The organism is Maridesulfovibrio salexigens DSM 2638 (assembly GCF_000023445.1).
In the GTDB taxonomy this organism is placed as follows: domain Bacteria; phylum Desulfobacterota; class Desulfovibrionia; order Desulfovibrionales; family Desulfovibrionaceae; genus Maridesulfovibrio; species Maridesulfovibrio salexigens.
Genome location: NC_012881.1, coordinates 2,360,232 through 2,372,530 on the forward strand (window position 1 = coordinate 2,360,232; position 12,299 = coordinate 2,372,530).

Sequence of the window (12,299 nt, forward strand, 5' to 3'; positions counted from 1 at the left end):
TAAACTATAAGGAATTGGCAGAGAAACTAAAGCTGGATTTTAAGACCCTCCGGTCACGGTGGAAGAACTACCCCCATTTTTTTGTGACTCCTAATGGCTGGCAAAAGCCACGGCTTGAATCAGCCCGATTTGATTACCACGAAGTACTGAACCACTGCAAAGCGCAAAGCAAAGGCTTGACCCATGACAATGACACTGAACGTATACTTTCGCCCCTACAAAGGGAAAAACGGGAAATACCGGGCGTACTTCAAGTATCGCGGAAAACAGCCGTCCAAAGTGGTCGAGACTCAAAAGGAAGGCAGACAGTGGGCACAAAGAAAGAAAAAGGAAATAGACAGGGAACTAGCAAGGCTCAACGCTTTGATGTTTTCCGCCGCGTCATATGATTATCTTCTGGACTGTGAAGACAGGGATATGACCACCGGAACCGTACAGGAAAAGCTCAACCACTTAACTGAATTCGCAGAATGGACCCTTACCTACATACAGAGAATCAACCCTGAAGCCGTTGATTTCCTTCTTGATGATGTCAGCCTTGAAATTGCACGTAAATACTACCGCCACACCTGCAAGGCCCGCACGGTCAAAACTGCGAACAACCACGTTAAAAACCTGAAGGCATGCTGGAACTTCCATATCAAAGAGGAACGGATATTATCTAACCCGTGGCCCAAACTTGAAAAATCCGAAGGCGACGAAGCCCCCGTTTATATTCCCCCTGCTGAAGACGTAGTAGCGGCATACAATGCTGCTGAAACATGGCAGCAAGACTACATCCAAATTTTATTAAAAACAGGAGGCCGGGCAGGAGACCCCCGGAAACTTAAATGGGAAAGTGTAGATTTCGCTAACGGAACCCTCAGTTTCTGGACCAAAAAGAGAAAAGGCGGAAAAAAAGAATACCGTATAATCTCAATGCCGGAAGGCTCCACCCTGCATACCCTTCTGCTTAAGATATGGAAAGATAGAGAGATTGAATCAGAATACGTTTTCAACAACCCGCGCACCGGAACCGGATATACAAGGCAAGCAGACGGCATTAAATATATGTTGCATTACGCTTGCGCAATTGCAGGTGTCCGCCGATTCACCCTAAAGGACTTACGCGACTTCGTAGCCCTTCGCCTTGATGATTCCAAAGAAGCCAGCCTCACCGATATTCAAAACATCCTCGGACACAAAAGGCCGACCACAACAGATATTTACCTGAAGGCCAAACGCGGCAACACCGAAACAGCCGCCCGAATATTGGATAATGACGACCTAGTTTAACCCCCTTCTCTACCCCAACAAAACGGCCCTGCTGAACGATCAGCAGGGCCGTTTTGTTATTTTGGTGCATATAAAAAGGTGATTAGCCCAAGCACGCCAAGGCTTCCCAGCTTAGCTGTGGTGCAAAAAATAAATTGCACCAAATGGGTATTCAGCAATCTTGCCGCAGAAAACAAATCACGCGAAACAACCGTTAGCCCAATAACAACAACGGTTCTCTGCCTTCCGTAGGTGCAAAAATATTTTTGCACCAAATAGCCATTCAGTCCTGACTACAAGCCTTTGGGAATTTTGGAATCCATCAATTGTAGGAGAAGGAAAAAACAAAACGGCGGCAAAAAGGTGCATTTCGTGGTGCACAAAATCGGCCCCAAACAGAAAAAGGCTTACGTCTGTTGACGTAAGCCTTTGAATTTACTGGCGGAGAGGAGAGGATTTGAACCTCCGATAGCGTTAACTATACACGCTTTCCAGGCGTGCTCCTTAAGCCGGACTCGGACACCTCTCCGCTTGGGTGAAAAAGGATTTAGCTAAATCAGACCTGCTTGGCAAGCACTTTTTTCAACTTTTCCCAATTATTCTAACTTAAATTAAAAATGAACCTATTTAGGCAGCTTCAAGCTTCCGATAAACTCATCAAGAGACTCGGCTTTTACCCTTTCCAGAACCTTGGGCAGCTCTTCAGCAATCCTGAAGGCAGTATCAGGGCTGAGGAAGTTTCCGGTACCAATCTGTACTGCCTTGGCACCCACAAGCAGGAATTCCGCAGCGTCTTCAGCAGTAGTAATGCCGCCAAGTCCCATAACCGGAATTTTCACAGCGTTTACAGTCTGATAAACACATCTAAGCGCAACAGGCTTCACCGCTGGACCGGACAAACCGCCGATTACGTTGGCAAGACGCGGAGTTCTGCGCTCGATATCAACAGCCATACCGGACAAGGTATTGATTAATGAGAGAGCATCCGCTCCGCCGTCTTCAGCGGCTTTTGCACAGACGGTGATATCGGTAACGTTGGGAGAAAGCTTGATGATAATCGGTTTGTTGCCGGCATTCTTCTTTACGGCCTCTGCAACCTTGGTAATCTGCTTAGGGTCCTGACCGAATGCAATACCACCCTCTTTTACGTTGGGGCAGGATACATTGACTTCAAGGGCTGCAACACCCTCTTCTCCGGCAAGAACGCCAGCCAGCTCACCGAACTCTTCCGCATCAGTGGCGTAAAGGTTCGCCAGAACAGGCAGAGTTTTCCAAGGAAGCTTAGGCAGCTTTTTATTGATGAATTCCTCAACACCGGGGTTCTGAATGCCGATGGCATTAAGCATACCGCAAGGAGTTTCAGCAATACGGGGCATGGGGTTACCTTCCCTCGGCTTGAGGGAAAGTCCTTTAACCACGATACCGCCAAGAGATTCCAGATCGCCGTAACGCTGGAACTCAAGGCCGAAACCGAAAGTACCGGATGCGGTAAGGATGGGGTTCTTAAGCTTCAGTCCGGCAAAATCAATTGATACATCCATTTCCTAATCCTCCAGACTGAGATTGTTGGCTTTGAAAACAGGACCGGTGGTACAGACCTGAGTATGATGGTCATCGCCGTCCTTACAGACACAGCCAAGACAGGCACCAACGCCGCAAGCCATACGGTTTTCAAGAGAAAGTTCCGCATCAGCACCGTATTTGTTGGCAGCATTCCAGATGGTTTTCAGGAACGGATGAGGTCCACAGGCCACGATAAGGCCGTCTTTCTCTGCGTATTCCTTAACCAGCTCTTCCACCCTTGCGATGATAGTGGGAATATCTGAGGGCTTGGTTTCACGAATATCTTCCACATCGACCTTGGCCGCCATACCTTTATAAGGGTAGTTTTCCAGCGGGGGACGGTGCGCGAAAAATAATTTCAGGTTTTCAGGCTGCGGATGGGTATCGACATATCCGCAAAAGGGGGCTAAACCCATCCCTCCGGCGAGCATGAGTACGGGACGGTTCTGCGGTTTACTGAAGAAGTTGCCCAGCGGTCCCCAGATATTCACTTCATCGCCCTCTTTCAGTTCCAGCAGACGCGCAGTTCCACGACCGACAACCTGAAAAAGAATAGTCAGACTGGTCTCATCTGCGTTACAAATGGAGAAAGGACGTCCCCAAACGAGGTCCAAAGGCCATGAAACGGGCCTGATCATGACGAACTGTCCGGCCCGCCAACCCGGCTTCCAGTCCGGATATTCGAGTTTGAGTTCGACTATTTCCTCACCGGGTGAGGATAATCCGAGGGGCTTGTTGCTGATGACTTTAACAGCCCTGCAATTGTTTGCACTCATGATTTAATCCTGTAGATTTTTGCTGACCGCACATTGCGGCGTAAGCGTGATACATTATGAATGAACATAAACCAGAAATTCTTGCTCCGGCAGGCGATAAATCCTCTTTCCTTGCAGCTATAGCCGCAGGTGCGGACGCCGTGTATGCCGGACTTAAACATTTTTCCGCTCGCATGGAAGCTTATAATTTCGCTACTAGTGAGCTTGCAGCCCTTGCCGAACTGGGCCGGGAAAACGGGGTTCGCACCCATATCCCCATGAACACCCTCATCAAACCTGATGATATCAACTCCGCAGCCCGCCTTGTAGAGCGCATCTCCCGTACGGTCAAACCGGATGCCCTGATCATTCAGGATCTCGCCATGGTTGAGATTGCCCGTCAAGCCGGCTTTGAAGGAGAACTGCATCTTTCCACCCTTGCAAACGTCAGCCACCCTGCGGCACTCAAGACCGCGGAAGAACTGGGCGTGGACCGGGTTGTCGTACCCCGTGAGCTGAACCTTGATGAAATCAGGATGATGGCCGAAGCCTGCCCTGATTCCATGACCCTTGAGATGTTCGTCCACGGAGCACTCTGCTATTCCGTTTCCGGCCGCTGCTACTGGAGCTCCTTTTTCGGAGGCAAGAGCAGCCTGCGCGGACGTTGCGTACAGCCCTGCCGCAGACTTTACGGCGGAGCAAAACGCAAGGATCAGCCCAAGCGCCTTTTCTCCTGTCTCGATCTCAGCCTCGATGTGCTGACCAAGCCGACCCTCGCAATTCCCAAGGTAAGCTCCTGGAAAATCGAAGGCCGCAAAAAAGGCCCCCACTACGTCTACTACACAGTAGCAGCTTACAAAATGCTGCGCGACAACCCCAATGACGCAAAGGTCAAAAAAGATGCCGTGGAGCTGCTTGAACTCGCACTGGGCAGACCGTCTTCACATTCCGTGTTCCTGCCGCAGCGCCCGTTCACCCCGCTTGATCCGTCCAACGAAACCGGCTCCGGTTTCCTCATCGGTATCACCAAGCAGGAGAAAAACGGAAAGCCCTATTTTAACTGTAGACAGGAACTCCTTGCCGGAGATTTCCTGCGTATCGGTTATCAGGACCAGCCCGGACACCAGACCATGAAGATCCGCAAATTCATCCCCAAAAGGGGTAAGGTCTCCATTCCGGTTAAAGGAAAGATGCGCCTAAAATCAGGCACCCGTGTTTTCCTTATTGACCGCCGCGAAGAAGGTCTGACCAAGGCTCTCAAAAAACTTGATTCCAAACTTTCAAAGATCACTGTTGCGGAAAACGTGGCCAGCGACATGATTATTGATCTGCCGCAGCCCTGTCCGCTTCCGGAACGTACTGCACGTCATACTTTGCAGCGCAATCCGCCCAAGGGAAAAACCAAATTCGGCACCGATGTATGGCTTTCCATGAACGCCCTTAAGCGTACCCCCCGTCCGGCTGTTTCCAAGATCTGGTGGCATCTGCCCCCGGTGGTCTGGCCTGACGAGGAAAAGGAAGTCCAGAAGATCATCGACATCTGCCTCAGTGGTGGAGGACGCGATTTCGTCCTCAACGCGCCGTGGCAGAAAGCATTTTTCCCGAAAGATGCAAAAGTCCGCTTTCATGCCGGCCCCTTCTGCAACGTATCCAACCCGGTGACCATCGAGATGCTGGCCGATATGGGTTTTTCATCCGCATACGTCAGTCCGGAACTGGCCCGCGATGACTTCCTCGCCCTGCCGCAGAACAGCCCGCTTCCGCTTGGATTTGTTCTTTCCGGCATGTGGCCGCTCGGTCTTTCAAGGATCATGGCTGAGGAGACTGAACTTATGAGTCCCATTTACAGCCAGAAAAAAGAAATCTGCTGGGCCCGCAAATATGGACAGACCTATTGGATCTATCCCGGCTGGCCGCTCGATTTCGGCGCGGAACGTAAGGTGCTGGAAAACTCAGGCTACACCATGTTCCTTAACATTGAGGAACCATGGCCTCGCGCTGTACCTGAACCGCACCGCACCAGTAATTTCAACTGGGATTTAAGTTTATTGTAATCCCAAAAAGTTTTACCAGACTTCATTACGGGCTTCGCACATCAGTGCGGAGCCCTTTTTATTTGCAATCTTCGATCATCTTACGCAGATAATCCGCAGCTCTGCGCCCTTTGAGGGCTGGCCCCCAAAGTTCGCTGATCATCTTCTGATGCAGCTCAAGCGCTTCGGGTGCTGAGGTTAACATACCTACGCCGAGACGAACGTTGGGGAAATGACATAATTTGTATGGGCTCAGACATAAGGTTGAGCGTTCGGACTGGCGGAAAATTTGAAAATGCGTGCTGGGAACGGAATCAACAAGCAAACCGATCTGTACACCGATAGGCTGCTCTTCAAGCAGACTGATCACATTTTTCACCTCGCGCCGCGCGACTTCACGCCGCTTCTGCAATTCCTCTTCCGGCAGATCAAAAGTTCCGACAAAACCACTGCGCAGAAACTGCTCAAGATTGGTAGCCGAGGCAAGGTTAACCATGCTCGGTCTGCGCTGATAGTACCCTTTTTTACGTTCACGGAGTACTGATAAAATTTCAGAAACGCGGCCCATAATCTCAGGATCATCCTGCAATTCTTTGGGCAGGCCTTCTTTGATGGAAATTTCAAGATATTCGTCAAATTCATCTGTAGTCAGCAGATAGGAAACCAGTCCGAACATTACTGCAAGCTGTTCCGACTCAGCTTCATTCTGACGCATACGTTCGAAAAAGCTGATCGCCGAAGAAATATACTCGACTCCGACCCCCATCAAAGAGGTAAGTGAAACTCCAAGCAAGTCGGCTATGGATTCTAAAGTTTCCAGCTTAGGCGGATCACCTTTTTCATATCTGTACAGAGCAGCCCGGGAAATTCCGATCTTAGCGGCAATTTCCTCAGTGCTGTATTTACTGCCCAGCCTGAACGCTTTCAAACGCTGGCCTATCTCCTTGGGACTAAGTTCATTCATTCGCCCGTCTCCATGAAAGCTAAAATTCAACTGCCACCCTATATAATATGTATAAATTCACTATCTGACAGTCTCTTTATCATTATATTTATCAATTATGACTCAAAATCTCATTTTTGTGAATATTTTTTTGAATTGTTTCAAAAATGAGATTTATCTTGACAAAATTCTATTTTTTGATTGAAATCCACGAAATCAAATCATAACTGCAAGCAAAAAAGAATTTGCTTTTAATTCATTTTGCTGGCTGTTAAATTTGCAATCAAACCCGATTGCCAGTCGGGAACATGCCGGAATCCTTGATTTCGGTACGACTTGATCTTGTGATTCTGCATGCCAGTTTCACGCTCACACTTTCAGGAGGCTTCCAGAATGAAATTTTTCGGACGAATTGTTACAGTAGCTCTTGCTTTGTGCATGGTTATGGGTGGAGTTATCTCCGCTAATGCCGCTAAATACGAAGCACGCATCGGTCACCTTGAATCCCCCCTGCAGCCCCGTCATCAGGGTTTGGAAAAAGTCGCCAAGCTTGTTAAAGAGCGCACCAACGGCGAAGTTGAATTCAAAATTTTTCCTTCTTCTCAGCTTGGCAACCAGCGCCAGATGAACGAAGGCGTACAGTTCGGAACCATTGAAGGCACCGTTTCCGCTGCAGCTTTCCTCGGCGGTTTCAACCCTGTTGTTTCCATCATGGACATCCCCTTCCTGCTTCCTGTTGACCGCGCAAAGGCACAGGAACTGCGTCAGGGCAAATTTGGTAAAGCACTGCTCAAATCCTTTGACTCCAGAGGCTTTAAAGCAATCGCAACCTGGCCCAACGGTCGTAAAAACTTCACCTCCAACAAGCCTATTTCCACTATCGCAGACTACAAAGGCCAGTCCTTCCGCGTAATGGATTCCAAAATCCTCATCGAACAGTTCGCAGCTATCGGCGCATCTGCAATCGCTCTGCCTTTCGGTGAACTCTACACTGCTCTCCAGAACGGTGTTGTAGACGGCGAAGAAAACCCCCTCGACACCATCCAGCGCATGAAGTTCTACGAAGTACAGAAATACCTCGTAACTTCCGAGCACGGTGCAATGGAAGACTACGTTCTCTTCAACCCCTCCTACTGGGAATCCCTTCCTGAAAATTACCAGAAGATCATCGTGGATACTTTCATTGAAGTAATGCCCGGTGTTGAAGCCCACAAAGAACAGGCTCAGAAAGACGCTCTGGAAGTTATCAAAAAAGCAGGCGTTCAGGTTACTCCTTTGCAGGCTGCAGACCGCGCTGCCATGCGTGAACTCATGTACCCCAAAACCAAAGCTGCTTACCTTGCACGCGCAGGTGCTCAGGGTCAGGAGCTGATCAAACTTTACGAAGAAGAATACGCACGTATTGTAAAATAGTAAGACGTTTATCCCGGCAGGAGAGGATGTCCTCTCCTGCCTTTTGTTAAATATATTCATAAGATTAGAATTTGGTGAAAAAGACACCTAAAAATATTTTAGGTAGTTACACCAGGAGTTTTCAGGATGCGTGAGTTGCTTGGTTCCCTGCTGAACGGGATACGTTTAATAGAAAGAATGCTGATCATTTCCATCAACCTGATCATGGTCGGCTTATATACTTTTAATGTTCTGGTAAGGGAGACAATGCCTCAATACGCCAGCACTTTCGCATGGATTGATGAAGCTACCCGCTTGCTCATGGTCTGGGCGGTATTTCTCGCTCTAGGTCTCGCCCTTGAAAGAGGACGGCAGGTAGCTGTAACCACACTTTTTGAAAAAATGCCCGACCTGCCCCGCAAGGCGGTCGGCATCCTGATCAACCTGACCGGTACTGTTTTCAGCTGCTATCTGGTCTGGCTGGGTATCGCCCTTGTTAAATTCGTAATGCGCACCGGACAGCTCAGCCCCACATTGGGACTGCCCATGTACTGGCTCTACATTGCGCCTACTGTTGGATTCGGACTGCTGGCCCTGCGCTACCTGCTCGAACTCTTAAGTATTAACGACCGCCACACCCGGCCCATCACCACCCCGACCAAGTAATTAATATAAGGTAGCAGAAAATGACTCCTGTAATTATTATCATCGCTCTTCTAATGCTCGTCTGCGGTTTTGAAATGCTGCTGGTACTCGGCGTACCCGCATTCCTGACCAAGACTTTCATGTTTCCCCGAATTCCTGATCCGGTACTGATCCAGAAACTGGTCGGTGGGATCAACTTTTCCACTCTGCTGGCAATTCCTTTCTTCATCTTTGCAGCAGAGCTCATGGCATCCGGCCAGATTGCCAAGCGCCTCACCGATCTTATCAAATATTTCACCGGACACCGTCTCGGCGGTATCGGACACACCACAATTTTCGGTTCCATGGCTTTCGGTTCCGTATCCGGTTCAGCACCGGCGACCGTTGCCGCAATGGGTAAACTCATGTACCCGGAACTGCGCAAAACCGGATTCAGTGAAAAATTCAGCCTCGGACTGATCGTTTCCAGTGCTGAAACCGCCCTGCTTATTCCGCCCAGTATTACCCTGATTATTTACGGTTGGATGACTGGGACCTCCATCACAGGACTGTTCATCGGCGGCCTTGGCGTAGGAGTGGCCCTAGGACTGGCCTTTGCAGGACTGGTTGTATTTGAGTCCCTGCGCAAAGGCGTGGGCCGTGGCGAAAAAACAACTGTACCTTTCTTTTCCGTTTTCAGATCAGCTGCATGGGCATTGGGCCTGCCGATTATTATTCTCGGCGGTATCTACTCCGGACTGTTCACTCCCACAGAGGCTGCAGCGGTGTCAGTTGTCTACGCTATCCTTATTGAAGCATTCGTATACAAAAACCTGTCTTTCTCCCGGTTGATCAGCATCACCGAGAGAGCGGCTATCTCCACCACTATTATTTTTATCCTGCTGGCAATGGGAAGCGTGCTTTCCTACTTTGTAACGCTGGCTCAGGTTCCGGTTCTGATCACCAATTTCCTTAATGACATTCAGGCTGGCCCGATTACCTTCCTGATGATCGTTAACGTGGCATTTTTCCTTGCCGGGATGTTCATCGATCCCAACTCAGCTTTGCTGATCCTCGTGCCGCCTCTTTATCCGGTAGCACTTTCCATGGGTGTCGATCCCATTCACTTCGGTCAGATCGTCTGCCTGAACATCTGCATCGGCATGATCACCCCGCCCTTTGGACTGGATATCTTCGTGGCTTCCTCCACTTTGGAAAAGCCTGTCATGTCCATCATCAACGGGGTCTGGCCATTCCTGTTCATTAACATTCTGGTCCTTATTCTGGTAACCTACGTTCCCGGCGTGGCAACTTTCCTGCCCAGCCTTGTTGCCCCCTAAAAAGGTAATCCAATATGATGAACGCAATGACCGGAAATATGGGTGGAACAGGTAACAGCACCAGCCCGCACCCGATTCCCCAGAATCAGGCATCACTGGAGCACCTTACCGCAGAAGCAGAGAAGCTCTTCAGCGATCTGGAAGAACTATCCCGTGATGTGGCCGGGGTATCCCGCCCTTCATATGGCGAAGCGGAAACCCGTGCTTTTGAAATGATTGAAAAGTTCGCACACAAGGAAGGTTTAATCACCTACCGCGACAATGCCGCAAACCTTGTAGTCGAACTGGAAAAGATACCCGAAAACGAGGAATATATCCTTATCGGATCTCACCTTGATTCCGTGCCCCAGGGCGGGAACTATGATGGTGCAGCCGGAGTAATTGCAGGCCTGCTGTGCCTTGCAGAGATTAAACGCAGCGGCAAGACTCTTGACGTTCCGGTAAAGGTAATCGCCCTGCGCGGTGAAGAGAGCGCGTGGTTCGGAGCCTGTTATCTGGGTTCCAAAGCTTTGCTCGGTAAACTGGAAGAGTCCGAGCAGGAACTGCTTCAGCGTGATGACAGCCGTCCGTTAAAGGATCATATGATCGATTGCGGTGCTGATGTAGAACGCATTGCTAAAGGTGAAGTGCTCATCGACACCTCTAAAATTAAAGCTTTCTTTGAACTGCACATCGAGCAGGGTCCGGTCATGATTGCCCGCAACCTGCCTGTTGCTGCTGTAACCGGAATCCGTGGTAATATCCGCCACCGCAAGATTAAATGCATAGGTGAAGCCGGGCATTCCGGGGCTGTTCCCCGCTGGCTGCGCAAGGATGCAGTCTTTGCCACTGCGGAACTGATCACACGTATTGATGACCACTGGACCACCATCCTTCAGCATGGTGGCGATCTGGTGGCGACCTGTGGTATCCTCACTACCGATCCGCAGCACCATGCCATGTCGCGTATTCCCGGTGAAGTGACCTTCAGCTTTGAAGCCCGCAGCCAGTATGAGCATACCCTTGCGGCTATTGAAGCCCTGCTCCACTCAGAATGCGCGACAATCACTTATGAACGCAGGGTTAAGTTTGAATTCGACAAGCCGGTTAAAACTCCGCCTGCGGTAATTGATCAGGAAATAGTGGATCGTATAAACAATGCTTGCATTGCGGAAGGCTTACCTGTAGAAGCTATTCCCAGTGGAGCTGGGCACGATGCCTCGCTCTTCGCCAACGCGGGTGTCCCCACAGGCATGATATTCGTGCGCAACCGCAACGGCTCTCACAACCCGGAAGAGGAAATGGACATGGAAGACTTCATCCGGGGCCTTTCAGTACTGCACCGCACAATCACGGAGTTCAACTTATGAACAACGAAATAACCATCATACGACCTGATGATTGGCATCTTCACCTGCGCGAAGGTGAAATGCTTGCGGCAGTGCTTCCTTCCAGTGCAAAGATTTACGGTCGGGCCATTGTCATGCCCAACCTTACTGTTCCGGTGACTACCGCAAAACAAGCCGAAGAGTACCGTAGAAGAATAATTGATGCCCGTCCTGAAGGTTCTAATTTTGAACCGCTCATGACCTGCTACCTTACAGATTCAACTTCTGCTGAAGACATTCATACTGCCTACGCTGTCAAAGCATTTCATGCTGTTAAACTTTTCCCGGCCGGAGCGACCACCAACTCCGACAACGGCGTTACCGACATCAAAAAAGTATACTCCGTGCTGGAAGCCATGCAGGAAATCGGCATGCCCCTTTCCGTACACGGCGAAGTAACCGACCCGGAAGTGGACGTATTTGACCGTGAAGCAGTATTTATTGACCGTGTGCTTAAACCGGTTCGCGAAAATTTCCCTGAACTCAAAATCATATTCGAACACCTGACCAGTAAGGCCGGAGTCGACTACGTACTTGAGCAGGACGAAAACATGGTTGCGACAATCACCCCGCACCATCTGCTGCTCACCCGCAATGATCTTTTCAAAGGCGGCATGAATCCGTACATGTACTGCCTGCCCGTAGCCAAGACCTTCGAAGACCGCGAGGCAGTGCGCAGGGCCGCAGTATCCGGTGATGAAAGATTTTTCCTCGGCACTGATTCTGCCCCCCATCCGGCCCGAGCTAAAGAAAAGGCCGGAGCAGCGGCGGGTATTTTCAATGCCCCCACATCAATTGGATATGTAACTCAAGTGTTTGACGAGCTGAATGCTCTGGACAAACTCGAAGGGTTTACTTCAATATACGGTGCCAGATTTTACGGATTTTCTCCCAATGGCAGCACTATTACTTTAGCCAAACGAGAAAATCCCGTTGAAATGGACTGGCAAATCAAAGTCGGAGGAGATATCGTAAAGATATTCAAACCCGATACTCCCTTATTATGGGATTTGGTTGATTGATACCAG

10 protein-coding genes and 1 tRNA gene are annotated in these 12,299 nt (G+C 49.7%); 7 read left to right on the forward strand and 4 right to left on the reverse strand.

Annotated features, from left to right (window positions below; genetic code table 11):
• Positions 1-183: 183 nt before the first annotated feature.
• Positions 184-1,275, forward strand: a complete 1,092-nt coding sequence (locus DESAL_RS10830) for a tyrosine-type recombinase/integrase (protein WP_081434592.1) — start codon at positions 184-186, stop codon at positions 1,273-1,275.
• Between the two features lie 418 nt (positions 1,276-1,693).
• Here DESAL_RS10830 and DESAL_RS10835 read toward each other — a convergent pair.
• The 3 genes from DESAL_RS10835 to DESAL_RS10845 all read right to left on the reverse strand — a co-directional run bounded on the left by DESAL_RS10835 (position 1,694) and on the right by DESAL_RS10845 (position 3,593).
• Positions 1,694-1,783, reverse strand: a tRNA-Ser gene (locus DESAL_RS10835).
• 94 nt (positions 1,784-1,877) lie between these two features.
• Positions 1,878-2,795, reverse strand: a complete 918-nt coding sequence (locus DESAL_RS10840) for a dihydroorotate dehydrogenase (protein ID WP_015852031.1) — start codon at positions 2,793-2,795, stop codon at positions 1,878-1,880.
• A gap of 3 nt (positions 2,796-2,798) precedes the next feature.
• Positions 2,799-3,593 (reverse strand): iron-sulfur cluster-binding protein, encoded by a 795-nt coding sequence (locus DESAL_RS10845; protein ID WP_015852032.1) that lies wholly within the window; start codon positions 3,591-3,593, stop codon positions 2,799-2,801.
• 56 nt (positions 3,594-3,649) lie between these two features.
• Between DESAL_RS10845 and DESAL_RS10850 the strand changes: the two genes are divergently transcribed.
• A complete protein-coding gene (locus tag DESAL_RS10850) occupies positions 3,650-5,626 on the forward strand; it encodes a peptidase U32 family protein (protein WP_015852033.1) in 1,977 nt (658 codons plus the stop codon).
• 58 nt (positions 5,627-5,684) lie between these two features.
• Here DESAL_RS10850 and DESAL_RS10855 read toward each other — a convergent pair whose 3' ends face one another.
• On the reverse strand, positions 5,685-6,569 hold the full coding sequence (locus tag DESAL_RS10855) for a helix-turn-helix domain-containing protein (RefSeq protein WP_015852034.1): 885 nt from the start codon (positions 6,567-6,569) through the stop codon (positions 5,685-5,687).
• A 372-nt stretch (positions 6,570-6,941) separates the two neighbouring features.
• Between DESAL_RS10855 and DESAL_RS10860 the strand changes: the two genes are divergently transcribed.
• From DESAL_RS10860 to pyrC, 5 genes are all read left to right on the forward strand, one after another.
• The gene (locus tag DESAL_RS10860; protein ID WP_015852035.1) at positions 6,942-7,961 is read left to right on the forward strand and encodes a TRAP transporter substrate-binding protein; all 1,020 of its coding nucleotides are present in this window, start codon (positions 6,942-6,944) and stop codon (positions 7,959-7,961) included.
• A gap of 126 nt (positions 7,962-8,087) precedes the next feature.
• Positions 8,088-8,606 carry a TRAP transporter small permease gene (locus DESAL_RS10865; protein ID WP_015852036.1) on the forward strand — a complete coding sequence of 173 codons (519 nt, stop codon included), beginning with the start codon at positions 8,088-8,090 and terminating at the stop codon, positions 8,604-8,606.
• A gap of 20 nt (positions 8,607-8,626) precedes the next feature.
• A complete protein-coding gene (locus DESAL_RS10870) occupies positions 8,627-9,904 on the forward strand; it encodes a TRAP transporter large permease (protein ID WP_015852037.1) in 1,278 nt (425 codons plus the stop codon).
• Positions 9,905-9,918: 14 nt separating this feature from the next.
• Positions 9,919-11,253, forward strand: coding sequence for a Zn-dependent hydrolase (locus DESAL_RS10875; RefSeq protein WP_015852038.1), 1,335 nt, complete (start codon positions 9,919-9,921; stop codon positions 11,251-11,253).
• Positions 11,250-12,293: a dihydroorotase gene (gene pyrC, locus DESAL_RS10880; RefSeq protein ID WP_015852039.1), complete on the forward strand. Its 1,044-nt coding sequence runs from the start codon at positions 11,250-11,252 to the stop codon at positions 12,291-12,293. Before DESAL_RS10875 ends, pyrC begins: the two co-directional genes overlap by 4 nt.
• Positions 12,294-12,299 lie beyond the last annotated feature (6 nt).